At 71.0% G+C, this 22642-nt stretch carries 24 protein-coding genes; 21 read left to right on the top strand and 3 right to left on the bottom strand.

The window, feature by feature from the left end; genetic code table 11:
• The first annotated feature begins 33 nt into the window (after positions 1-33).
• The 9 genes from map (at position 34) to truA (ending at position 5903) form a co-directional block, all read left to right on the top strand.
• Positions 34-876, top strand: a complete 843-nt coding sequence (gene map, locus QT196_RS17520) for a type I methionyl aminopeptidase (protein WP_168479932.1) — start codon at positions 34-36, stop codon at positions 874-876.
• 217 nt (positions 877-1093) lie between these two features.
• Positions 1094-1315 carry a translation initiation factor IF-1 gene (infA, locus tag QT196_RS17515; protein WP_003956442.1) on the top strand — a complete coding sequence of 74 codons (222 nt, stop codon included), beginning with the start codon at positions 1094-1096 and terminating at the stop codon, positions 1313-1315.
• A 60-nt stretch (positions 1316-1375) separates the two neighbouring features.
• A complete protein-coding gene (gene rpmJ, locus QT196_RS17510) occupies positions 1376-1489 on the top strand; it encodes a 50S ribosomal protein L36 (protein WP_003956441.1) in 114 nt (37 codons plus the stop codon).
• A 198-nt stretch (positions 1490-1687) separates the two neighbouring features.
• On the top strand, positions 1688-2068 hold the full coding sequence (gene rpsM / locus QT196_RS17505) for a 30S ribosomal protein S13 (RefSeq protein ID WP_168479930.1): 381 nt from the start codon (positions 1688-1690) through the stop codon (positions 2066-2068).
• Between the two features lie 95 nt (positions 2069-2163).
• Positions 2164-2568 carry a 30S ribosomal protein S11 gene (gene rpsK, locus QT196_RS17500; RefSeq protein ID WP_004571845.1) on the top strand — a complete coding sequence of 135 codons (405 nt, stop codon included), beginning with the start codon at positions 2164-2166 and terminating at the stop codon, positions 2566-2568.
• 26 nt (positions 2569-2594) lie between these two features.
• Positions 2595-3221, top strand: coding sequence for a 30S ribosomal protein S4 (gene rpsD / locus QT196_RS17495; RefSeq protein WP_042155896.1), 627 nt, complete (start codon positions 2595-2597; stop codon positions 3219-3221).
• Between the two features lie 109 nt (positions 3222-3330).
• Entirely contained in the window at positions 3331-4353 is a 1023-nt protein-coding gene (locus tag QT196_RS17490; RefSeq protein WP_003956430.1) for a DNA-directed RNA polymerase subunit alpha, read from the top strand.
• Between the two features lie 131 nt (positions 4354-4484).
• Complete coding sequence (gene rplQ, locus QT196_RS17485; RefSeq protein WP_085925694.1) at positions 4485-4952, top strand: 50S ribosomal protein L17; 468 nt, start codon at positions 4485-4487, stop codon at positions 4950-4952.
• Between the two features lie 96 nt (positions 4953-5048).
• Complete coding sequence (truA, locus tag QT196_RS17480) at positions 5049-5903, top strand: tRNA pseudouridine(38-40) synthase TruA (RefSeq protein WP_168479925.1); 855 nt, start codon at positions 5049-5051, stop codon at positions 5901-5903.
• Between the two features lie 49 nt (positions 5904-5952).
• Here the strand turns inward: truA and QT196_RS17475 are convergent, their stop codons facing one another.
• A complete protein-coding gene (locus tag QT196_RS17475) occupies positions 5953-6822 on the bottom strand; it encodes a hypothetical protein (RefSeq protein WP_168479923.1) in 870 nt (289 codons plus the stop codon).
• A gap of 56 nt (positions 6823-6878) precedes the next feature.
• Between QT196_RS17475 and QT196_RS17470 the strand changes: the two genes are divergently transcribed.
• From QT196_RS17470 to glmM, 4 genes are all read left to right on the top strand, one after another.
• On the top strand, positions 6879-8513 hold the full coding sequence (locus QT196_RS17470) for an ATP-binding cassette domain-containing protein (RefSeq protein ID WP_168479921.1): 1635 nt from the start codon (positions 6879-6881) through the stop codon (positions 8511-8513).
• Between the two features lie 245 nt (positions 8514-8758).
• Complete coding sequence (gene rplM / locus QT196_RS17465; RefSeq protein ID WP_006604900.1) at positions 8759-9202, top strand: 50S ribosomal protein L13; 444 nt, start codon at positions 8759-8761, stop codon at positions 9200-9202.
• A gap of 43 nt (positions 9203-9245) precedes the next feature.
• On the top strand, positions 9246-9764 hold the full coding sequence (gene rpsI, locus QT196_RS17460) for a 30S ribosomal protein S9 (protein ID WP_085925698.1): 519 nt from the start codon (positions 9246-9248) through the stop codon (positions 9762-9764).
• A 141-nt stretch (positions 9765-9905) separates the two neighbouring features.
• Positions 9906-11264 carry a phosphoglucosamine mutase gene (gene glmM, locus QT196_RS17455; protein WP_168479919.1) on the top strand — a complete coding sequence of 453 codons (1359 nt, stop codon included), beginning with the start codon at positions 9906-9908 and terminating at the stop codon, positions 11262-11264.
• 157 nt (positions 11265-11421) lie between these two features.
• Here glmM and QT196_RS17450 read toward each other — a convergent pair whose 3' ends face one another.
• Together QT196_RS17450 and coaA are read right to left on the bottom strand one after the other, a co-directional pair.
• The gene (locus QT196_RS17450) at positions 11422-12360 is read right to left on the bottom strand and encodes a DUF389 domain-containing protein (RefSeq protein ID WP_290355223.1); all 939 of its coding nucleotides are present in this window, start codon (positions 12358-12360) and stop codon (positions 11422-11424) included.
• Positions 12361-12374: 14 nt separating this feature from the next.
• Positions 12375-13358 (bottom strand): type I pantothenate kinase, encoded by a 984-nt coding sequence (coaA, locus tag QT196_RS17445; RefSeq protein WP_168479915.1) that lies wholly within the window; start codon positions 13356-13358, stop codon positions 12375-12377.
• 196 nt (positions 13359-13554) lie between these two features.
• Between coaA and QT196_RS17440 the strand changes: the two genes are divergently transcribed.
• From QT196_RS17440 to QT196_RS17405, 8 genes are all read left to right on the top strand, one after another.
• Positions 13555-13830 carry a hypothetical protein gene (locus QT196_RS17440; RefSeq protein ID WP_248001192.1) on the top strand — a complete coding sequence of 92 codons (276 nt, stop codon included), beginning with the start codon at positions 13555-13557 and terminating at the stop codon, positions 13828-13830.
• Between the two features lie 143 nt (positions 13831-13973).
• The gene (locus QT196_RS17435; RefSeq protein ID WP_168479913.1) at positions 13974-15311 is read left to right on the top strand and encodes a hypothetical protein; all 1338 of its coding nucleotides are present in this window, start codon (positions 13974-13976) and stop codon (positions 15309-15311) included.
• A 69-nt stretch (positions 15312-15380) separates the two neighbouring features.
• The gene (glmS, locus tag QT196_RS17430) at positions 15381-17228 is read left to right on the top strand and encodes a glutamine--fructose-6-phosphate transaminase (isomerizing) (RefSeq protein WP_266738378.1); all 1848 of its coding nucleotides are present in this window, start codon (positions 15381-15383) and stop codon (positions 17226-17228) included.
• On the top strand, positions 17225-17593 hold the full coding sequence (locus tag QT196_RS17425; RefSeq protein WP_168479908.1) for a holo-ACP synthase: 369 nt from the start codon (positions 17225-17227) through the stop codon (positions 17591-17593). The genes glmS and QT196_RS17425 overlap by 4 nt, the downstream gene beginning before the upstream one ends.
• A gap of 97 nt (positions 17594-17690) precedes the next feature.
• Positions 17691-19115, top strand: coding sequence for an NAD(P)H-hydrate dehydratase (locus tag QT196_RS17420; protein WP_290355222.1), 1425 nt, complete (start codon positions 17691-17693; stop codon positions 19113-19115).
• Between the two features lie 107 nt (positions 19116-19222).
• A complete protein-coding gene (locus QT196_RS17415) occupies positions 19223-20029 on the top strand; it encodes a L,D-transpeptidase (RefSeq protein WP_290355221.1) in 807 nt (268 codons plus the stop codon).
• 59 nt (positions 20030-20088) lie between these two features.
• Complete coding sequence (gene alr / locus QT196_RS17410) at positions 20089-21276, top strand: alanine racemase (RefSeq protein ID WP_168479906.1); 1188 nt, start codon at positions 20089-20091, stop codon at positions 21274-21276.
• Entirely contained in the window at positions 21273-22607 is a 1335-nt protein-coding gene (locus QT196_RS17405; protein ID WP_168479904.1) for an alpha/beta hydrolase, read from the top strand. The genes alr and QT196_RS17405 overlap by 4 nt, the downstream gene beginning before the upstream one ends.
• Positions 22608-22642 lie beyond the last annotated feature (35 nt).

Raw genomic sequence — 22642 nt, 5'->3', positions numbered from 1 at the left:
CGTTGTAGTCGGTTCAGGAAGGCGCCAGCCGTCATGGTGGAGATCAAGACCCCCGAGCAGATCGCGAAGATGCGCGAGGCGGGGCTGGTGGTCGCCGCCATTCACGCGGCGACCCGGAAGGTCGCGGTGCCCGGCGCCACGACCAAGGACCTGGACGACGCGGCACGCAAGGTGCTCGCCGAACACGGTGCGAAGTCGAACTTCCTCGGATACGGCGGCTTCCCCGCGACGATCTGCACTTCGGTCAACGATGTCGTGGTCCACGGCATCCCCGGCACCGACACCGTGCTCCAGGACGGCGACCTCATCTCGATCGACTGCGGCGCGATCATCGACGGCTGGCACGGCGACGCGGCGTACACCGCCTTCGTCGGGTCCGGTCACGCGCCGGAGCTGGTCGAGCTGAGCCGGGTCACCGAGGAGTCGATGTGGGCCGGCATCGCGGCGGTCGCCAAGGGCAACCGCCTGGTCGACATCTCCAAGGCGATCGAGGGCTACATCCGCCGCCAGCCCCGCCCGGCCGGCGGTAAGTACGGCATCGTCGAGGACTACGGCGGCCACGGCATCGGCTCGCAGATGCACATGGACCCGCATCTGCTGAACTACGTCGACCGCAAGCGCGGCCGCGGCCCGAAGCTGGTGCCCGGCTTCTGCATCGCGATCGAGCCGATGGTGAACCTCGGCACGGCCAAGACCCATGTCCTCGACGACGACTGGACGGTCAAGTCGAACGACGGCAGCTGGTCCTCGCACTGGGAGCACTCGGTCGCGCTGACCGAGGAGGGCCCGCTGGTGCTGACCGCGCCGGACGGCGGCAAGGCCAAGCTCGCCGAGCTCGGGATCACCGCGGCGCCCGACCCTTCCTCAAGGTCTTAAGGGCCAGGGGAGACCCCATCGCTTGAGCCGGACGGCCTCGACGTGAGCCGGACGGTCGGGGCGTAAGGATCACGCCTGATGGGCAATAATCCAGGATTCGTCTTTTCCTGGGCCCTGGCGTAGACTGACGCGTCGGCTCTCGTGCATCCGTATGCCCTCTTGGTTGAGGGTGTGGTGCGGGATAGTCGATCAAGGTAGCCGATTCGAAGGGCGAAGCGTGGCCAAGAAGCAAGGTGCCATCGAAATCGAGGGCACCGTGATCGAGTCCCTCCCGAACGCCATGTTCAAGGTGGAGCTCCAGAACGGTCACAAGGTCCTCGCGCACATCAGCGGCAAGATGCGGATGCACTACATCCGTATCCTCCCGGATGACCGGGTCGTCGTGGAGCTTTCTCCCTACGACCTGACGCGTGGCCGGATCGTCTACCGCTACAAGTAGATCTTGTCGGCGCCCCGCTCCCGTGGGGTGACGGCACTGACCCGGAGAACCTCACATCCCATGAAGGTCAAGCCGAGCGTCAAGAAGATCTGCGACAAGTGCAAGGTGATCCGCCGCCACGGCCGGGTCATGGTCATCTGCGACAACCTGCGCCACAAGCAGCGCCAGGGCTGACGCACGCCGACCACCTGCATTTCGCAGTTTTCGCGCGACGCAAGCACATACGTACATACGCAGTCACCCGACCCCCGCATCACTTGCGTGGGGACGACACCCCCGGCTCGGAGGCCGGGGACCCGGCTCGTAATTCTTCAGAGTCTTACGGGAACGGTGCTGCGGAAGACCTCCGAATAGCCATCAGGAGCCACATCAATGGCACGCCTCGCAGGCGTTGATCTCCCGCGCGAAAAGCGTGTGGAGGTCGCCCTCACCTACGTCTTCGGTATCGGGCGGACGCTGTCGCAGCAGACCCTCGCCGCCACCGGCGTGGACCCGAACACCCGTGTTCGCGACCTTGCTGAGGAAGACCTCGTCAAGATCCGCGAATTCGTGGACAACAACCTCAAGACCGAGGGTGACCTCCGTCGCGAGATTCAGGCCGACATCCGCCGCAAGGTCGAGATCGGCTGCTACCAGGGTCTGCGTCACCGCCGCGGTCTGCCGGTGCACGGTCAGCGCACCAGCACGAACGCCCGTACCCGCAAGGGCCCGCGTCGCGCGATCGCCGGCAAGAAGAAGCCGGGCAAGAAGTAGTCCTCAGCAGGACGCACTGTGTGCCCTGGGGGAGACCCCCAGGCCCCTGCAAGCGGTCTTCGCTGTAGGACCGACCACCTCCACGGGAGTAATGAATGCCTCCGAAGGGCCGTACGGCCGGCGCCAAGAAGGTGCGCCGCAAGGAGAAGAAGAACGTTGCCCACGGGCACGCTCACATCAAGAGCACGTTCAACAACACGATCGTCTCGATCACGGACCCCACGGGCAACGTGATCTCTTGGGCCTCTGCCGGCCACGTCGGCTTCAAGGGCTCGCGCAAGTCCACCCCCTTCGCCGCGCAGATGGCCGCCGAGTCGGCCGCCCGCCGCGCGCAGGAGCACGGCATGCGCAAGGTCGACGTCTTCGTCAAGGGTCCCGGCTCCGGCCGTGAGACCGCGATCCGCTCCCTCCAGGCCACCGGCCTCGAGGTGGGTTCGATCCAGGACGTCACCCCCACCCCGCACAACGGATGCCGCCCGCCCAAGCGTCGCCGCGTCTGACCACCTGAAGTAGGAGACAACACAATATGGCGCGTTACACCGGGGCCGACTGCAAGCGTTGCCGTCGGGAGAAGCAGAAGCTCTTCCTCAAGGGGAGCAAGTGCGAGAGCGCAAAGTGCCCGATCGAGATCCGTCCTTACCCCCCGGGTGAGCACGGTCGCGGGCGCACCAAGGACAGCGAGTACCTGCTCCAGCTTCGTGAGAAGCAGAAGTGCAGCCGTATCTACGGTGTCCTTGAGAAGCAGTTCGTGAACTACTACAAGGAAGCGAACCAGAAGACCGGCAAGACCGGTGAGAACCTTCTGCGCATCCTTGAGACCCGCCTCGACAACGTGGTCTACCGGGCCGGCTTTGCCAAGTCCCGCGACCACGCCCGTCAGCTGGTGCGTCACGGACACATCACTGTGAACGGCCGCAAGACCGACATCCCGTCGGCGCGGGTGGCCGTGAACGACATCGTCGAGGTCCGCGAGGGCTCTCGGAACCTGACCCCCTTCGAGGTGGCCAAGGCCGAGGCCGGCGAGAAGACGGTTCCGGCCTGGCTGGAAGCGATTCCGTCGAACCTGCGGATTCTCGTGCACAGCATGCCCGAGCGCCAGGTGATCGACACCCAGGTGCAGGAGCAGCTGATCGTTGAGCTCTACTCCAAGTAAGAGCTGACCGGTGGGGGCGGTACGGAGCCGATGGCGCCGTGCCGCCCGTACTCTTGTCAGTACAGCGGGCGTCAAATAGCGGGCGTCCACGACTGAAGGATCGAAGAACATGCTGATTGCTCAGCGTCCCTCGTTGACCGAAGAGGTCGTCGACGAATACCGCTCCCGGTTCGTGATCGAGCCGCTGGAGCCGGGCTTCGGCTACACCCTCGGTAACTCTCTGCGTCGTACCCTCCTGTCCTCGATCCCGGGTGCGGCGGTCACGTCCATCCGCATCGACGGTGTCCTGCACGAGTTCACCACCGTGCCGGGCGTCAAGGAGGACGTCACTGACCTCATCCTCAACATCAAGCAGCTGGTCGTCTCCTCGGAGCACGACGAGCCGGTCGTGATGTACCTGCGCAAGCAGGGTCCCGGCCTGGTCACCGCTGCTGACATCGCGCCCCCGGCCGGTGTCGAGGTGCACAACCCGGACCTGGTCCTCGCCACGCTCAACGGCAAGGGCAAGCTGGAGATGGAGCTGACCGTCGAGCGCGGTCGCGGCTACGTCTCCGCCGTCCAGAACAAGCAGGTGGGCCAGGAGATCGGCCGTATCCCGGTCGACTCCATCTACTCGCCGGTGCTCAAGGTCACGTACAAGGTCGAGGCGACCCGTGTCGAGCAGCGCACCGACTTCGACAAGCTGATCGTCGACGTCGAGACCAAGCAGGCCATGCGCCCGCGTGACGCCATGGCGTCCGCCGGTAAGACCCTGGTCGAGCTGTTCGGTCTGGCGCGCGAGCTCAACATCGACGCCGAGGGCATCGACATGGGCCCGTCCCCCACGGACGCCGCCCTCGCCGCCGACCTGGCGCTGCCGATCGAGGAGCTGGAGCTCACGGTCCGCTCGTACAACTGCCTCAAGCGTGAGGGCATCCACTCCGTGGGTGAGCTCGTGGCGCGCTCCGAGGCCGACCTGCTCGACATCCGCAACTTCGGTGCGAAGTCGATCGACGAGGTCAAGGCGAAGCTGGCCGGCATGGGCCTGGCCCTCAAGGACAGCCCGCCCGGATTCGACCCGACCGCCGCCGCCGACGCCTTTGGCGCGGACGACGACGCGGACGCGGGCTTCGTGGAGACCGAGCAGTACTGAGTTTGTCCGGCGGAGGTCCGGGGTGTCCCCCCCCCGGGCCTCCGCCGTGTGAGCCTTCCGCGGGGCGGCCGCCTCGTGGGAACTGACACCGGTACCTGATACGGCCGGTGCAGCAAAGAAGGAGATACACCATGCCGAAGCCCGCCAAGGGTGCCCGTCTGGGCGGCAGCGCTGCGCACGAGCGCCTCATGCTGCGCAACCTGGCCACCGCGCTCTTCGAGCACGGCCGCATCACGACGACCGAGGCCAAGGCCCGTCGTCTGCGTCCGTACGCGGAGCGCCTGGTGACCAAGGCGAAGAAGGGCGACCTTCACAACCGCCGTCAGGTCATGCAGCTGATCTCGGACAAGAGCGTCGTGCACACGCTCTTCACCGAGATCGCCCCGCGGTTCGAGAACCGCCCGGGTGGCTACACCCGTATCACCAAGATCGGTAACCGTCGTGGCGACAACGCTCCCATGGCCGTCATCGAGCTGGTGGAGGCGCTGACCGTGGCCCAGCAGGCCACCGGTGAGGCCGAGGCCGCGACCAAGCGTGCGGCCAAGGACGCGGAGGCGGCCCCGGCTGCCGAGGCGACCGAGGAGTCGAAGGACGCCTGAGTCCCGGCTTGAGCGTCAGCGGGTCCGCCCTTCGGGGCGGGCCCGCTTTCGTATGCGGGCGCGGGTGTCCCCGCGCGGCTTGAGAGGATTGCTGGTGTGAGCGACGAAGTGAAGCCGGGCGCTGTCCGGGTGCGGATGGACCTTTCGTACGACGGAAAGGACTTCTCCGGATGGGCGAAGCAGGCCGGCGGGCGGCGGACCGTCCAGGGGGAGATCGAGGACGCGCTGCGGACGGTGACCCGGTCCGCGGAGACGTATGAGCTCACTGTGGCCGGGCGGACGGACGCCGGGGTGCATGCGCGGGGGCAGGTGGCGCATGTGGATCTGCCCGCGGAGCTGTGGGCCGAGCACCAGGACAGGCTGCTGCGGCGGCTGGCCGGGCGGCTGCCGAAGGATGTGCGGGTGTGGCGGCTCGCCGAGGCGCCGTACGGCTTCAACGCGCGGTTCTCGGCGATCTGGCGGCGCTATGCGTACCGGGTCACCGATCACCACGGCGGGGTGGACCCGCTGCTGCGCGGCCATGTGCTGTGGCATGACTGGGAGCTGGACGTCGAGGCGATGAACGAGGCCTCCCGGCCGCTGCTGGGTGAGCACGACTTCGCGGCGTACTGCAAGCGGCGGGAGGGCGCGACGACGATCCGTACGCTCCAGGAGCTGAGCTGGGTGCGCGGGGCCGACGGGATCATCACGGCGACCGTGCGGGCCGATGCCTTCTGCCACAACATGGTGCGGTCGCTGGTGGGCGCGATGCTCTTCGTCGGGGACGGGCACCGGCCGGTGGAGTGGCCGGGCAAGGTGCTGGCCGCCGGGGTGCGGGACTCGGCCGTGCATGTCGTACGGCCCCATGGGCTGACGCTGGAGGAGGTCGGCTATCCGGCCGACGCGCTGCTGATGGCGCGCAACCAGGAGGCGCGGAACAAGCGGACGCTGCCGGCGGCCGGCTGCTGCTGAGCGGCGGCCCGGTGGTGGCGCCGCCGGATCGGCGGCGCCACCGGAGGCGTCAGGAGGTCTGGCCGGCCTTCCGCCGGGCTTCCTTCAGCTGCTGCTCGGCGGCCTTGGCGGCCTGGTCCTTGCCGCGCTGGGTGATCTGGCTGAACGCGTAGGCACCGCCGTCCCGGGCGATCTGCCGGGCCTTGGTCTCGGTGTTGATGACGTCCTTGCCGTTGAGGTAGCCGGCGATCGTGAAGTAGGCGTAGCGGCCGGTGGCGTTGGTCGCCATCCGGCACTTCGTGCCCTGGCAGAAGTTCCCGGGGACGCCGCCGCCGGGCAGCGGCATCAGGTTGGCCTTGCTCTCGTTCATGACCTTGGTGGCCTGGGCCGGGGAGTCGAAGACCGCGACGCCGATGGTGACCGCGACACCGCCCTTGGCGTACGTGGCCCGCAGCAGCTGCCGGCAGCCGTTGTGGGTCAGCGAGGAGACCAGCGGGCCCTGGGCGGCGGCGGTGCAGTCCTTGGTGCCGGCGGTCTTGGTGCGGGGGTAGGTGTGCTCACCGACGACCATGCTCTTCTGCGGGAAGAGGGTGGCGGGCGTCAGCGGCGCCTTGTCCTTCTTGGGGTCGGAGATGTAGTCCCGCGGGTTGGGCGGGGGCGGGACGGAGACGTCCGGGAACGACGGCTTGTCGTCCGGCGTCGCGGCGTCGTCGGACGCGCTGGGCGACGCCGTCGGACTGCCGCCCTTCGCGCCGCCGGTCATGGCGGCGGCGGTGACGATGCCGGCCACCGCGAGGGCCGCCAGCACGCCGCCGCCGATCCACAGCAGACGCTTGCGGCGGGACTGTGCCGCACTCTCCTCGGCGAGTGCGCCCCAGTCCGGCGTGGACGACGAAGAACCCCCGGGGCCGTCGAACGGCCCGCCTTGCCCAAAGCTCATGCCGCGCATCCTAATGGGGTTGGTAGAAGCCTTGGAGGCCGGTCACAATCCCGTTCATGGGACATCTTGAGGCCGGACATCTGGAGTACTACCTGCCGGACGGGAGGGTCCTGCTGGGAGATGTGTCCTTCCGCGTGGGGGAGGGCGCGTCGGTCGCACTGGTGGGGGCCAACGGGGCCGGGAAGACGACGCTGCTGCGGCTGATCGCGGGGGAGCTCCAGCCGCACGGCGGGGCGGTGACGGTCAGCGGCGGGCTGGGGGTGATGCCGCAGTTCGTGGGCTCCGTACGGGACGAGCGCACCGTGCGTGACCTGCTGATTTCCGTGGCGCAGCCGCGGATCAGGGAGGCGGCCGCTGCGGTGGACGCCGCCGAGCTGGCGATCATGACCGCCGAGGACGACGACGAGGCCGCGCAGATGGCCTACGCCCAGGCGCTCAGCGACTGGGCCGAGGCCCGCGGCTACGAGGCCGAGACCGCCTGGGACATCTGCACGACGGCGGCGCTGGGGATGCCGTACGAGAAGGCGCAGTGGCGCAAGGTGCGCACGCTGTCCGGCGGTGAGCAGAAGCGGCTGGTGCTGGAGTCGCTGCTGCGCGGCACCGACGAGGTGCTGCTGCTGGACGAACCGGACAACTATCTGGACGTGCCGGGCAAGCGGTGGCTGGAGGAGCAGCTGCGGCAGACCCGTAAGACGGTGCTGTTCGTCTCGCACGACCGGGAGCTGCTGGCCCGTGCCGCGGAGAAGATCGTCAGCGTGGAGCCGGGCCCGGCGGGCTCCGACGTCTGGGTGCACGGTGGCGGCTTCGGCACCTACCACCAGGCACGCAAGGAGCGCTTCGCCCGCTTCGAGGAGCTGCGGCGGCGCTGGGACGAGAAGCACGCCCAGCTGAAGAAGCTGGTGGTGTCGCTGCGGCAGGCCGCCTCGATCAGCCATGAGATGGCCTCGCGCTATGCCGCGGCGCAGACCCGGCTGCGGAAGTTCGAGGAGGCCGGGCCGCCGCCGGAGCCGCCGCGTGAGCAGGAGATCACCATGCGGCTGCGCGGCGGGCGCACCGGCGTGCGCGCGGTCACCTGCGAGAACCTGGAGCTCACCGGCCTGATGAGGCCCTTCTCCCTGGAGATCTTCTACGGCGAGCGGGTCGCGGTCCTCGGCTCCAACGGTTCCGGCAAGTCGCACTTCCTGCGGCTGCTGGCCGGGGACGAGGAGAATCCCGTCCCGCACACCGGCGCCTGGAAGCTGGGCGCCCGGGTCGTCCCCGGGCACTTCGCGCAGACGCATGCCCACCCCGAGCTGATGGGCCGCCCCCTGCTCGACATCCTGTGGACCGAACACGCCAAGGACAAGGGCCAGGCCATGTCCGCGCTGCGCCGCTATGAGCTGGAGAAACAGGCCGAGCAGCGCTTCGAGCGGCTCTCCGGCGGCCAGCAGGCGCGCTTCCAGATCCTGCTGCTGGAGCTGTCCGGGACGACCGCCCTGCTGCTCGACGAGCCGACCGACAACCTGGACCTGGAGTCGGCGGAGGCGCTTCAGGAGGGGCTGGAGGCGTACGACGGCACCGTGGTGGCGGTCACCCACGACCGGTGGTTCGCGAAGTCCTTCGACCGGTTCCTGGTCTTCGGCTCGGACGGGCTGGTGCGGGAGACGTCGGAGCCGGTGTGGGACGAGCGGCGGGTGGAGCGGAAGCGGTAGGCCGGGCCCCCGGACCGCACGCCGGTTCGGGGGGCGTTTTGACCCCGCTGGGGACGGCCCGGTATTCTGCTGGTTCGTTATGCGTATTGGCTTGCTCTATCTCACGTGAGGGGCCCTTACGCGGTCCCTGGGCCGATAACCAGCGGCGGACGATCGGGTTGCGTCACCCGTAGTGCCGCCCTGCTGCGGGATCGGTCACGGCGACCAGTACAGGACCCATTCACTTAAGAAGCGAAGGCTAAGACGTGCGTACGTTCAGCCCCAAGCCCGGCGATGTCCAGCGCCAGTGGCACATCATTGACGCGCAGGACGTTGTCCTGGGCCGTCTGGCCACCCAGGCCGCGTCCCTTCTGCGGGGCAAGCACAAGCCGGTCTACGCGCCGCACGTTGACATGGGTGACTTCGTCATCATCGTCAACGCCGACAAGGTGCACCTGTCCGGCAACAAGCGGACCCAGAAGATGGCCTACCGCCACTCGGGCTTCCCGGGCGGTCTGCGTTCGGTCCGTTACGACGAGCTGCTCGACAAGAACCCCGAGAAGGCCGTCGAGAAGGCCATCAAGGGCATGCTCCCCAAGAACACCCTCGGCCGTCAGATGCTCTCGAAGCTGAAGGTCTACGCAGGTGCCGAGCACCCGCACGCTGCGCAGCAGCCGGTCCCGTTCGAGATCACCCAGGTCGCGCAGTAAGTCCGGCCACCCCCTAAGACGACAGAGAATTCTGAGGAGCATCGTGGCCGAGACCACTCCCGAGACCGTCATCGAGAACGAGAACGAAGACGCCGTCGAGGAATACACCACCGAGACCGAGGTCGTGGAGTCGGAGTACACCTCCGAGTCCCTCGCCTCCCGCTTCGGCGACCCGCAGCCGGCCGCCGGCCTGGGCCGTCGCAAGAACGCCATCGCCCGCGTCCGGATCGTTCCGGGCACCGGTCAGTGGAAGATCAACGGTCGCACCCTTGAGGGCTACTTCCCCAACAAGGTGCACCAGCAGGAAGTCAACGAGCCCTTCAAGGTGCTCGAGCTCGACAACCGCTACGACGTCGTCGCCCGCATCTCCGGTGGCGGCATCTCCGGCCAGGCCGGTGCGCTGCGCCTGGGCGTGGCCCGTGCGCTGAACGAGGCGGACGTGGACAACAACCGCGGTGCGCTCAAGAAGGCCGGGTTCCTCAAGCGTGACGACCGTGCGGTCGAGCGCAAGAAGGCCGGTCTCAAGAAGGCCCGTAAGGCGCCGCAGTACAGCAAGCGCTAATCGCGCGTGCTGCACTGTGCAGCATCTTGGCGAACGCCCCGGTGGCACCTCCGTGCTGCCGGGGCGTTCGGCTATCCGGGACCAGGGGCGTATACCTGGACTTAATGCTCTGGTCCAAGCTCATCTACTCGGAGGACACCAGTGGGACGACTCTTCGGCACGGACGGTGTGCGCGGCGTCGCCAATGCGGATCTGACGGCGGAGCTGGCGCTCGGTCTGTCGGTCGCTGCGGCGCATGTGCTCGCGGAAGTCGGCACCTTCGAGGGGCACCGGCCGGTGGCGGTGGTCGGACGCGATCCCCGCGCGTCCGGTGAGTTCCTGGAGGCCGCGGTCGTCGCGGGCCTGGCCAGCGCCGGTGTGGACGTGCTGCGGGTGGGCGTGCTCCCGACCCCGGCGGTCGCGTATCTGACCGGCTCGCTCGGTGCGGACCTCGGCGTGATGCTCTCCGCCAGCCACAACCCGATGCCCGACAACGGCATCAAGTTCTTCGCCCGCGGCGGCCACAAGCTCGCCGACGAGCTGGAGGACCGGATCGAGCGGACCTACCGCGCGCACAGCTCCGGCGAGCCCTGGGAGCGGCCGACCGGTGCCGGTGTGGGCCGGGTCACCGTCTATGACGAGGGCTTCGACAACTATGTCGCGCACCTCGTCGGCGTGCTGCCCAACCGCCTGGACGGGCTGAAGATCGTCATCGATGGCGCCCACGGCGCGGCGGCGCGGGTCTCGCCCGAGGCGTTCGCCCGGGCCGGCGCCGACGTCATCACGATCGGCACCGACCCCGACGGCCTGAACATCAACGACGGCTGCGGCTCGACGCACCTGGAGCTGCTGCGGGCGGCCGTGGTCGAGCACGGCGCTGACCTGGGTGTCGCCCACGACGGCGACGCGGACCGCTGCCTGGCCGTGGACCACGCGGGCAACGAGATCGACGGTGACCAGATCCTGGCCGTCCTGGCGCTCGGGATGCGCGAGGCGGGCACGCTGCGCAAGAACATCGTGGTCGCCACCGTGATGTCGAACCTCGGCTTCAAGCTGGCCATGGAGGGCGCGGGCATCGACCTCGTCCAGACCGCGGTCGGCGACCGCTACGTCCTGGAGGAGATGAAGGCGCACGGCCTCGCGCTGGGCGGCGAGCAGTCCGGGCACGTCATCGTGCTGGACCACGCCACCACCGGCGACGGCACGCTGACCGGTCTGATGCTGGCCGCCCGGGTCGCCACGACCGGCAAGCCGCTGGCCGAGCTGGCGGGCGTCATGGAGCGGCTGCCGCAGATCCTGATCAACGTCCCCGACGTCGACAAGTCCCGGGTGGCCACCTCGCCCGAGGTGACCGCGGCGGTCGCGGAGGCGGAGCGCGAGCTGGGCGCCACCGGGCGGGTGCTGCTGCGGCCGTCCGGTACGGAGCCGCTGGTGCGGGTCATGGTGGAGGCGGCGGACATCGAGCAGGCCCGTGCGGTGGCCGAGCGGCTGGCGGACGCGGTCAAGTCGGCGCTGGGATGAGTGCCGCAGGCGGTGGCCGCGGCCGCCGTTGAGGCAAAAACGGCCTCGCCCCGGGGTGGCACCTTGCCGCCTCGGGGCGAGGCCGTTTCCGGTACGGGGCGGGGCCGTCCGCTGCGGGGGAGACCGTCTCCGGTCCGGGACGGGCCCGTTCCGGTCGCTAGCCGGCGACCGGGAGGGTGCCGTGCCGGGCCCACAGGAGCTTCTGGGTGGCCAGGGTGAGGGTGCCGGCGATCACGATGCCCACCATGTTCAGCCCGAGCTGGCCGACGGAGCCCCAGGTCTGCGCGTAGTCGCCGTAGGTGAAGGCGACGGCGGCGTTGGCGGCGGCGGGCACGGTCGTCACGGAGATCGCCACGCCCACCAGGGCGCCGGACTTCGCCGAGGTCAGCGAGAGGGTGCCGGCGACGCCGGCGAGGAAGGCCACCACGAACGACATCCAGTCCGGCTGCCAGATGAACGACGTATTGGGCCGCGGGCCCTTGACCCGGTGCTCGGTGAACAGCCCCACCGCATCCATGAAGTAGCTGAAGCCGCAGGTCAGCACCATGGCCACGACGAAGCCGACGACCAGCGCCACCAGCGAGCGCCAGGCCGGCCGCGGAGCGCGCCGGACCAGGGCCGTGGAGATGCCCGCCAGCGGGCCGAACTCGGGGCCGACCGCCATCGCGCCGACGATCAGGATGGCGTTGTCGAGGACCACACCGCAGGCCGCGATCATCGTCGCGAGGGTCAGGAACGCGAGGTAGGTGGCCGAGAGCGTCGACTCCTCGTGGGTGGCGTCGGTCAGCGACTCCCACAGCACGGCGTCCGCGCCCTCGCCGGGGGCCTCGTCCGCCGCCCGGTCGGCCCGCCGGGACAGCGACAGATCGATGTGCTCCAGCGCGATGGAACCACTCCGGTCGAGGCCCATCTCCCGCAGCTGGGCCAGCAGTCCGTCACCGGCCTCCCGGGCGACATCGCACAGCACCACATCGCCCCGCGGCTCCCGGGCCGCCCCGCTCAGCACGACGAGATGGGTGGTCCCGACGGTCCGCTCCAGCAGCTGGAGCACCTCGTCCGTACGGTCCGCGGGGACGATCAGGCGCAGATGCAGCACGGTGTTCGCACTCCCTAGAGTTTGCGCAACGACAGCCGTTGCACCTTGTGGTCCGGCCCCTTGCGGAGCACCAGGTTGGCGCGGCCGCGGGTCGGGGCCACATTCTGTTGCAGGTTGGGCTTGTTGATGGTCCGCCACATCTTCCGGGCGTAGTCGAGGGCCTCGTCCTCGGAGACCTGGGTGTACTTGCGGAAGTACGAGAACGGGTTCTGGAAGGCGGTCTCGCGCAGCTTGCGGAAGCGGCCGAGGTACCACTTCTCGATGTCCTCGGTGCGGGCGTCGACGTAGACGGAGAAGTCGAAGAAGTCGGCGAGCCCGAGGCGGGTGCGGCCGTCCTTGCCGGGCAGGGCCGGCTGGAGGACGTTCAGGCCCTCGACGATGAGGATGTCGGGGCGCTGCACGGTCAGCTGCTCGCCCGGCACGATGTCGTAGATCAGGTGGGAGTAGACCGGCGCGGTGACCTGGGCCTTGCCGGACTTCACCGCCGCGACGAAGCGGGTCAGCGCCCGCCGGTCGTAGGACTCGGGGAAGCCCTTACGGGACATCAGACCGCGCCGGTGCAGTTCGGCGTTGGGGAAGAGGAAGCCGTCGGTGGTGACCAGCTCGACGCGTGGGTGCTCGGGCCAGCGGGCCAGCAGCGCCTGGAGCAGCCGGGCGGTGGTGGACTTGCCGACCGCCACGCTGCCCGCGACCCCGATGACGAACGGGGTGCCGGGCTGGGGGCCGCCGCCCGCGTCGCCGAGGAAGGTGTTCAGCGCACCGCGCAGATTGCTGGTGGCGCCGACGTAGAGGTTGAGGAGCCGGGACAGCGGGAGATAGACATCGCGTACCTCGTCGAGGTCGATGACATCGCCCAGGCCACGCAGCTGTTCGACCTCATCGGCCGTCAGGGGCAGCGGGGTTTTCTCCCGCAGGGCGCTCCACTGTGCGCGCGTCAGATCGACGTACGGGGAGCTGTCGGCGCGGCGTCGTTGCTGCGGATCGGTCGTCTGGGGCACGCGCCCATTGTGCGCAGCCGCCACCCGCCGTTCATCTCGGGGTGGCCCGCCGGGCGCCGGAAGGTGGTCTTGTGGATGTCGGGGTGGGCTTGGGTGAATCTCAGCCACCCTGTCTGTACCGGGTTGATATTGCCCGGTACGGTCAGCGGCGGGGAAGGGCCCGGAGCCGGGCCGCGGACGAATCAGGGGGGTTCGGGTGCGCACGCGTAAGGCCGGTCTGCTGGGACATCGGCCGTGGGGGAGAAGCGCCGGCGCGGACCACACCGGTCCGGACTGCATGACGGACGGCTTCGCCGCCCAGGTGTACGCCGAGCTGGCCGAGGAACTGCCGGACGAGGACCTGGGCGAGGATCTCGCCGATTTCCTGGAGCGCTACGAGCCGGGCGGCGGGCCCGGCGGGGACGCCGAGGCGGACGAGGAGTCCTTGGAGACGGTGCGGGAGGCGCACGTGCGGATATCGCGGGGGTACTGAGGGGCCTGGGCGCGCGGGCCCTGCCGTGCGGTGCGGGGGTGCGTCCCCGGAACCGCGGAGTCATCGGCCATGCTCATGACCGGAAAGAGTGAGCCCGGCGGTCCGGTCGGCTCCTCGTGAGCGCGGCGTGAAGGACCTTTCAGATGACTCGGACCCGCGTGATCCCTGCCTGCTTCACGGTGGCCGCCGCGGGCGTACTGGCCGCCGTGGCGCGGGTGTTGATACGGCCCGCGGCGGCGCTGCCGCGCTGGGATCTGCTTGGCTGTCTCGCCCTGACCGTGGCGGGACTCGTGGGCGCGCTGGTGTGCCTGCGGCGCGGCCCGGTTCCGCGCGCGGCGGGGGCGGGGAGCAGCCGGTTCTGGTGGCCTGCCCGCAACTACGGGTGGTCCGTCGCCGGGTTGTGGGCGGCGGCGGTGCCCGTGGGGCTGTTCCTGTACGGGGCCCTCGCCTACTCACCCGAAGCCGCGCGGATCACCGAGGCCGACGGCGGCATCCGCGCGGTGTCCGTCCGGACGGTGCTCTCCGCCGAGTATGTGCGGCAGAAGCACTCCGGCCACTACGAGGTGGTCGCCCGGGTCGCCGTACCGTTCGACGCCGGAACCAGGTCCGAGCGGGCCGCCTTCAGCTCGGAGCGCCGTACGGAGCGCGGTGACCGGGTCTGGGCCCTCTTCGCGCCCTCCTCGGCGGAGCTCGGTGTGCTCGTCGACAGCGACCGGGACGCCCTGCGGGCGAAGGCGGGCGGGTCCGCGCCGGGCGGCGTCCTCGCCGTCGTGCTGGTGGCGGCGGGTCTGGCGCTGTGCCTGGGCACCGTCTTCGGCGGATTTTCCCGGGCGTCCCGGGGCTTGCGGCGTCCGCTGAAGAAGGGCTGGTGCCGGGCCGCGCCCGTCACCGTGCGGAGCGTGGCGGTGGCGGAGGACAGTACCAAGGGCTACCAGGGCGTGGTGTTCTGCCGGCTGCGGCCTGTGCTGAAGCTCGAAGGGGCCGGTGGGGAGCACCTGGATGTGCTGCTCGACCCGGTGATCGATCCGTCGCACCTGTCCCGGGAGATCAACGGCCTTCCGGCGCGGCTCTATTGGGAGCAACGGGCGGCAGAGCACCCCGGCCCGCTCCGGGCGCGCGCGATGGTGGTGCTGGAGGGGCAGCGGTGTCTGCGTGGTGATCTCACGGCCGGCCGGGCCTCGGACCGTCCGGAGGGCACCGCCGTGCCGACCGCCGCGTCCCTCCCCGGGGGAGACCGCCTGCGGGCGATCCGTACGTACCCGGCCTGGGATCCGAAGCTGCACGCCGAGGGGCTGTGGTGGGTGATGTCGGGGGTGCTCGCGCTCGGTGTCGTCGCCTTCGGTGTGGGGCGCTGGGTGTCGTTCGCGCTGGGCGTCGCCGCGTTCTGCGTGCTGTTCATGGCGCGCCTGGTGATGAATGACAGTCGTGCGCGGTATCTGAAGGGCTTCCTTCCGGAACCTGCGCCCCGCGGCGGGCGGTGACCTCGGGGCGGCGGTACGGGCGCGTTGCCGTACCGCCGTGGTGCGGGAGGTGGCGCGTACGCTGCCTCCATGTGCGGAATCGTGGGATATGTGGGCGGGCAGAGCGCCCTTGACGTCGTCCTGGCCGGGCTGAAGCGGCTGGAGTACCGCGGGTATGACTCGGCGGGGGTCGCCGTGCTGGCCGATGGTGGGCTGGCGGCGGCCAAGAAGGCCGGGAAACTGGCCAACCTGGAGAAGGAGCTGGCGGACCGTCCGCTGCCGGCCGGTTCGACGGGGATCGGGCACACCCGGTGGGCCACGCACGGCGGGCCCACCGACGAGAACGCCCATCCGCATCTGGACAACGCCGGCCGGGTCTCGGTCGTGCACAACGGCATCATCGAGAACTTCGCCGGGCTGCGCGCCGAACTCACCGACCGCGGGCACGAGTTGGCGTCCGAGACGGACACCGAGGTCGTGGCGCATCTGCTCGCCGAGTGCTATTCGTCGTGCGGTGAGCTGGCCGAGGCGATGCGGCAGGTGTGCCGGCGGCTGGAGGGCGCGTTCACGCTGGTCGCGGTGCATGCCGATGAGCCGGATGTGGTCGTCGGGGCGCGCCGGAACTCGCCGCTGGTGGTGGGCGTCGGGGACGGCGAGGCGTTCCTGGCCTCCGATGTGGCGGCGTTCATCGCGCACACCCGCGAGGCGATCGAGCTGGGCCAGGACCAGGTCGTGGAGCTGCGCCGGGAGGCCGTGACGGTCACCGACTTCGACGGGGCGCCCGCCGAGGTGCGCGAGTACCACGTCGACTGGGACGCCTCGGCCGCCGAGAAGGGCGGCTACGACTACTTCATGCTCAAGGAGATCGCCGAGCAGCCGAAGGCCGTCGCGGACACGCTGCTGGGGCGGATCGACGCGTCGGGCGTGCTGTCGCTGGACGAGGTGCGGATCCCGCCGGAGGTGCTGCGCGAGGTCGACAAGGTCGTCATCGTGGCCTGCGGGACGGCGTACCACGCGGGGATGATCGCCAAGTACGCGATCGAGCACTGGACGCGGATCCCCTGCGAGACCGAGCTGGCCAGCGAATTCCGCTACCGCGACCCGATCCTGGACCGGCACACGCTGGTGATCGCCATCAGCCAGTCCGGCGAGACGATGGACACCCTGATGGCGCTGAGGCACGCCCGTGAGCAGGGCGCGAAGGTGCTCGCCATCTGCAACACGAACGGCTCGACCATCCCGCGGGAGTCGGACGCGGTGCTGTACACGCACGCCGGGCCCGAGGTGGCGGTGGCGTCGACGAAGGCGTTCCTGACCCAGCTGGTGGCCTGCTACCTGGTGGCGCTGTACGTCGCGCAGGTGCGGGGCACGAAGTGGGGCGACGAGATCCGGGCGGTGGTGCGTGAACTGGCCGCCATCGGCACCCAGGTCGAGCAGGTGCTCGGCACGATGGAGCCGGTACGGGAGCTGGCGCGCTCGCTCGCCGACAAGAACACCGTGCTGTTCCTCGGGCGGCATGTGGGCTATCCGGTGGCGCTGGAGGGTGCGCTGAAGCTCAAGGAGCTGGCGTACATGCACGCGGAGGGCTTCGCGGCCGGGGAGCTCAAGCACGGGCCGATCGCGCTGATCGAGGACGATCTGCCGGTCGTCGTCGTGGTGCCGTCGCCGCGCGGGCGGTCCGTGCTGCACGACAAGATCGTGTCGAACATCCAGGAGATCCGGGCCCGGGGCGCGCGGACCATCGTCATCGCGGAGGAGGGCGACGAGACCGTCGTGCCCTACGCCGACCACCTCGTCCGGATCCCGCGGACGCCGGTGCTGCTCCAGCCGCTGGTGTCGACCGTCCCGTTGCAGGTCTTCGCCTGTGAGCTGGCCACCGCCCGTGGCAACGAGGTCGACCAGCCGCGCAACCTCGCCAAGTCGGTGACGGTGGAGTGATCATCGGGGTGGGGATCGATGTCGCCGAGATCGACCGCTTCGGCGCGGCGCTGGAGCGCACGCCGGAGCTGGCGCACCGGCTGTTCATCGAGGACGAGCTGATATTGCCGAGCGGCGAACGGCGGGGCATCGCCTCCCTGGCCGCGCGGTTCGCCGCCAAGGAGGCGCTGGCCAAGGCGCTCGGGGCACCGGCCGGGCTGCACTGGACCGATGCCGAGGTGTACGTCGAGGACAGCGGGCAGCCGCGGCTGCGGGTGCAGGGCACGGTCGAGGCGCGGGCGGCGGAGCTCGGGGTCCGGTCGTGGCATGTGTCGCTGAGCCATGACGCGGGGGTCGCCTCCGCCGTGGTGATCGCCGAGGGGTGAGCCGGTACGGCGCCTGTCCGGTCCGTCGTGGCGGGCGCCGTCCTCGGGCGGGGGGAAATCCCCCGCACCTGGCAGGTGAGGGGCGAGACTTGGCGGCATGAGGACTGCCTACAGCGTGGAGACCGTACGGGCCGCCGAGCGCGCGCTCATGGCCCGGCTGCCCGAAGGGGCCCTGATGCAGCGGGCGGCCGCCGGACTGGCCGTGGCCTGCGGGGAGTTGCTGGGCAAGGTGTACGGCAGCCGGGTGGTGCTGCTGGTGGGCAGCGGTGACAACGGCGGGGACGCGCTGTACGCCGGCGCCCGGCTGGCCCGGCGGGGAGCCGGGGTGGCGGCGGTGCTGCTCTCGCCCGAACGGGCCCACCAGGGTGGACTGGCCGCGCTGCGGGCCGCCGGGGGGCGTGTTTCGGGCGACGCACCGCGGGACATCGGCCGGGCCGACCTCGTCGTGGACGGCATCGTCGGGATCGGCGGGCGCGGCGGGCTGCGACCGGAGGCCGCGCAACTCGCGCGGGCGGCATGGGAGTCGGCGCCGGTGGTCGCGGTCGATCTGCCCAGCGGGGTGGACGCGGACAGCGGCGAGGTGCACGGGGACGCCGTACGGGCCGATGCGACGGTGACGTTCGGCGCGTACAAGCCGGGGCTGCTGATCGATCCGGCGCGGGACCGGGCCGGGGCGCTGCGGCTGGTCGACATCGGGCTCACGCTGCCGCAGGAGGCCGAACTGGAGGCGTTGCAGCACACGGACGTGGCGGAGCTGCTGCCGCGTCCGGCGCCCGAGAGCGACAAGTACCGGCGGGGCGTGGTCGGGGTGGTCGCCGGGTCCGCGCGGTATCCGGGGGCGGCGGTGCTCGCGGTGGCGGGCGCGCTGCGGGGCGGCGCGGGGGCCGTGCGGTATGTCGGCCCGGCCGCCGACGCGGTGCTGGCGCGCTTCCCGGAGACGCTGGTGCATCCCGGGCCGCCGGACAAGGCCGGCCGGGTGCAGGCGTGGGTGATCGGGCCCGGCATCGGGGACGAGGCGGACGCGCTGGAGGATGTGCTGGCGGCGGATGTGCCGCTGCTGGTGGACGCGGACGGCCTGCGCTTCCTGACGCCGGAGCGGGTCCGCGAGCGTAGGGCAGAGACCTTGCTGACGCCGCACGCGGGGGAGGCCGCCGCGCTGCTCGGGCGCGGGCGCGAGGAGGTCGAGGCGGCGCGGCTGGCCTCCGTACGGGAGTTGGCGGCGCGCTACGGGGCCACGGTGCTGCTCAAGGGCTCGACGACGCTGGTGGCGGAGGCGGACGGTCCCGTACGGGTCAACCCCACCGGGACCGGCTGGCTGGCGACGGCCGGGAGCGGGGATGTGCTCTCGGGGGTGACCGGGTCGTTGCTCGCCGCGGGACTGCCCGCGCGGGACGCCGGATCCGTCGGCGCGTATCTGCACGGGCTGGCGGCGCGCCGCGCGGCCGGGCCGGACGGCGCGCCCATCCTGGCCTCCGAGGTCGCCGCCCATCTGGGCACCGCCTGGCGTGATGTGACGCACTGACAGCTGCCGGGGCGGCGTTACGCCCCGCGGGGGAACGGTGCGGGCACCAGGGCGAACCTGGTGCCCGGCGGGCGGTATGGCCGCGCGCCCACGGCATGCGTGAGGGCATGAAACGCACCCTTTCGGCGTTGCTGGTCTGCGCCTCGCTCCTCGTTGCCGGGCAGCCCGCGGTGGCCGTGGCGCCGTCGCCCACCGTGGCGTCCCCGTCCGCCGCGTACCGTCTGCCCGCCCTGGTTCCCGGGCTGCCGCGCGCGGTACGGGAGACCACCCGGCCCCGGCACATCGAGTACGTGCCGCGGTCCGAAGTGGCGCCCGCCAACCGGGCGGCCCGGTGCAGCGCCTCCACCGGGCCCTACCAGCGGCAGGCGGAGCGCTACCTGGGGCGGCAGGTGGACGGGCGGCAGAGCACGGGGGACTGCCGGGCGATCCGGCGGTTCCAGCAGTCCCACCGCATCGCGCCGGCGACCGGTTTCGCGGGCCCGGTCACGGGGGCGATCGTGCGGGTGATGCGGGCCAGGAAGGACCCCAACCGGGCCGGGCACTGCCCCGCTCTCGCCCAGCGGACCGCGTGTGTCGACCTGAACCGGCAGCTGATGTGGGTGCAGCAGGGCGGCCAGGTGATCCTCGAACCGGTGGCGATCCGGTCCGGTGCGCCGACCATGGAGACCCGCACCGGCTCGTACCGGATCTATCTGCGCCACCGGCACCACATCTCGAACCTCTACGGCACGCGGATGCCCTACGCCCAGTTCTTCGACCGCGGAGAGGCGCTGCACGGCGTCTACGAGGACATCTTCTCGGGGGCCGGCTCGCACGGCTGCGTCAACCTCACCATGACGGACGCGCGGCGGGCGTGGGAAGTGCTGAGGCAGGGCGACACCGTGTACGTCTGGGGGCGGAAGCCCGGCGTGTGAGCACGCTTTCCGCGCCCGTCCCACGGGGCCCCGCGGCGTCGCCTGCGACACTGAGGGGGATGAACGAGACAGCGAAGCGCGCCCGCGCCACCATCGACCTCGCCGCCGTGCGGTCGAATGTGCGTGCCCTGCGGGATCGCGCACCCCGGGCAGAGCTGATGGCCGTGGTCAAGTCCGACGGCTATGGACACGGAGCGGTGCGCTGTGCGCGCGCCGCCCGTGAGGCCGGTGCGGGCTGGCTGGGTACGGCGCTGCCCGAGGAGGCGTTCGCGCTGCGGGCGGCCGGTGACACCGGGCGGCTGCTGTGCTGGCTGTGGACGCCGGGCGGCCCCTGGCGCCGGGCCATCGAGCAGGACATCGAGGTCGCGGTGAGCGGGCTGTGGGCGCTGCGCGAGGTGACCGCTGCGGCCCGGGAGTGCGGCCGTGCCGCCCGTGTCCAGCTCAAGATCGACACCGGGCTCGGCCGCAACGGCTGCGCCCCCGCCGACTGGCCGGAGCTGACCGCCGCCGCCCGGGCCGCTGAGGCCGAGGGTGTGCTGACGGTCAGCGGCGTCTGGTCGCACTTCGCCTGCGCCGACGAGCCCGGCCACCCCTCGATCGCCGCCCAGCTGGCCGTCTTCCAGGAGGGGTTGCGGACCGCCGAGCGGGCCGGGCTGCACCCCGAGGTGCGGCATATCGCCAACACCCCGGCGCTGCTGACCCTCCCCGAGGCGCACTTCGACCTGGTCCGTACCGGTATCGGCATCTACGGCATCTCGCCCAGCCCCGAGGTCGGCACCTCGCAGGACTTCGGGCTGCGGCCCGCGATGACGCTGGAGGCCTCGCTCGCCTCGGTCAAGCGCGTCCCGGGCGGCCACGGCGTGTCGTACGGGCACCACTACACGACGCCCGGGGAGACCTCCCTGGCGCTGGTCCCGCTCGGCTACGCGGACGGCATCCCGCGGCACGCCTCCGGCACCGGCCCGGTGCTGGTCGCCGGCAAGTGGCGGACGGTCGCCGGGCGGATCGCGATGGACCAGTTCGTGGTCGATCTGGGCGGCGACAGCGCCGAGCCGGGTGATCCGGCGGTGCTGTTCGGCCCGGGGGACCGCGGTGAGCCGACCGCGGAGGACTGGGCCAGGGTGGCCGGAACCATCGGCTACGAGATCGTCACCCGGATCGGAAGCCGGGTCCCGCGCGTCTATGTGGACAGCGGCATACGGAGCGAAGCCGAAGGGGACAGCGCGCTCACGGGGGGTACGGCATGACCGAGGGACAGGAGGCCGCCGCGCAGGCGGTCGAGACGGCCGTCGAGGCGGCCGGCAACTGGGCACGGGCGGGCCGGCACGCCGGCGTGGCCGGTGCCGCGATCGGAGTGGTCGCGGCGGGCGCCGCGGCCGGTGTGGCGATAGAGCGGATGACGGTCGGCCGCGGGATGCGCCGCCGGGCCCGGCTCGCACTGGACGCCGCCGGCCCGTACGGCACGCTGCGCGGCACCCCGGGCGCGGCGATCGCCGAGGACGGCACCGAGCTGTATTACGAGGTCGACGAGCCGGGCGTGGAGACGGGCCGGCCGGAGAAGGACGACCACCCGGGCAAGGGCAGGAACGGCAAGGGCGGCAAGGCCGACCGGTCCGCCAAGCCGGTGCGCGGCAAGGAGGCGCGGGCCGCGCAGGAGGCCCAGGGCGGTCTGCGCAAGCGGCTGTCGGCGGCGCTGGGCCGGCGCGCCCTGGCCCCCACGGTCGTCTTCAGCCACGGCTACTGCCTGAGCCAGGACTCCTGGCACTTCCAGCGCTCCGCGCTGCGCGGCGCGGTGCGCACCGTCCACTGGGACCAGCGCAGCCACGGCCGCTCCTCGCGCGGCCACGGCCAGATCGACGGCACGGAACCGGTCACCATCGATCTGCTGGGCCGGGACCTGAAGGCGGTGCTGGACGCCGCGGTGCCCGAGGGGCCGATCGTGCTGGTCGGGCACTCCATGGGCGGGATGACGGTGATGGCGCTGGCCGACCAGTTCCCCGAGTACGTCGCGGAGCGGGTGGTCGGGGTGGCCCTGATCGGCACGTCAGCGGGCCGGCTCAGCGAGGTCGGCTTCGGTCTGCCGTCCATGGGCGTCAAGGCCTTCCACTTGCTCGCGCCGGGCGTGCTGAAGGCGCTGGGCTGGCAGCGCGAGATCGTCGAGCGCGGACGGCGGGCCACCGCCGATCTGTTCGCCGGGATGATCAAGCGGTATTCGTTCGGGACGCCGGAGAAGGTGGACCCGGGCATCGCGCGGTTCGGCGAGCGGCTGATCGAGGCGACCCCGATCGATGTGGTCGCCGAGTTCTTCCCGGCGTTCGCGGTGCATGACAAGACCGAGGCGCTGGTGGCGTACGACGCGGTGCCCGCGCTGGTGCTCGCCGGGGAGAGCGATCTGATCACCCCGGCCGACCACAGCCGGTCGATCGCCGAGGTGCTGCCCGACGCGGAGCTGGTCTGTGTCCCCGGCGCCGGGCATCTGGTGATGCTGGAGCGGCCCGAGCTGGTCAATGAACATCTGGTGTCCCTGGTGGAACGGGCCGGCGCGGCGGCCCGCAGCTCCCGGCACGCCCGCGCCTGAGCGCCTGGCCTGGCCGGGGGCTCAGGCCACCCGGC

Source organism: Streptomyces sp. P9-2B-2, assembly GCF_030406865.1.
GTDB classification, from domain to species: domain Bacteria; phylum Actinomycetota; class Actinomycetes; order Streptomycetales; family Streptomycetaceae; genus Streptomyces; species Streptomyces platensis.
This window is presented reverse-complemented; position numbering and strand designations above follow the sequence as displayed.

What these genes read in the sequence shown, in the direction of transcription:
- rpsM (WP_168479930.1), top strand. Translation starts at nt 1,688, where the DNA reads ATGGCACGCCTCGCAGGCGTTGATCTCCCGCGCGAAAAGCGTGTGGAG.
- QT196_RS17435 (WP_168479913.1), top strand. Translation starts at nt 13,974, where the DNA reads ATGACTCGGACCCGCGTGATCCCTGCCTGCTTCACGGTGGCCGCCGCG.
- rpsK (WP_004571845.1), top strand. Translation starts at nt 2,164, where the DNA reads ATGCCTCCGAAGGGCCGTACGGCCGGCGCCAAGAAGGTGCGCCGCAAG.
- glmS (WP_266738378.1), top strand. Translation starts at nt 15,381, where the DNA reads ATGTGCGGAATCGTGGGATATGTGGGCGGGCAGAGCGCCCTTGACGTC.
- rpsD (WP_042155896.1), top strand. Translation starts at nt 2,595, where the DNA reads ATGGCGCGTTACACCGGGGCCGACTGCAAGCGTTGCCGTCGGGAGAAG.
- map (WP_168479932.1), top strand. Translation starts at nt 34, where the DNA reads ATGGTGGAGATCAAGACCCCCGAGCAGATCGCGAAGATGCGCGAGGCG.
- QT196_RS17420 (WP_290355222.1), top strand. Translation starts at nt 17,691, where the DNA reads ATGAGGACTGCCTACAGCGTGGAGACCGTACGGGCCGCCGAGCGCGCG.
- rpmJ (WP_003956441.1), top strand. Translation starts at nt 1,376, where the DNA reads ATGAAGGTCAAGCCGAGCGTCAAGAAGATCTGCGACAAGTGCAAGGTG.
- QT196_RS17490 (WP_003956430.1), top strand. Translation starts at nt 3,331, where the DNA reads ATGCTGATTGCTCAGCGTCCCTCGTTGACCGAAGAGGTCGTCGACGAA.
- QT196_RS17415 (WP_290355221.1), top strand. Translation starts at nt 19,223, where the DNA reads ATGAAACGCACCCTTTCGGCGTTGCTGGTCTGCGCCTCGCTCCTCGTT.
- QT196_RS17475 (WP_168479923.1), bottom strand. Translation starts at nt 6,822, where the DNA reads ATGAGCTTTGGGCAAGGCGGGCCGTTCGACGGCCCCGGGGGTTCTTCG.
- rplQ (WP_085925694.1), top strand. Translation starts at nt 4,485, where the DNA reads ATGCCGAAGCCCGCCAAGGGTGCCCGTCTGGGCGGCAGCGCTGCGCAC.
- QT196_RS17405 (WP_168479904.1), top strand. Translation starts at nt 21,273, where the DNA reads ATGACCGAGGGACAGGAGGCCGCCGCGCAGGCGGTCGAGACGGCCGTC.
- alr (WP_168479906.1), top strand. Translation starts at nt 20,089, where the DNA reads ATGAACGAGACAGCGAAGCGCGCCCGCGCCACCATCGACCTCGCCGCC.
- QT196_RS17470 (WP_168479921.1), top strand. Translation starts at nt 6,879, where the DNA reads ATGGGACATCTTGAGGCCGGACATCTGGAGTACTACCTGCCGGACGGG.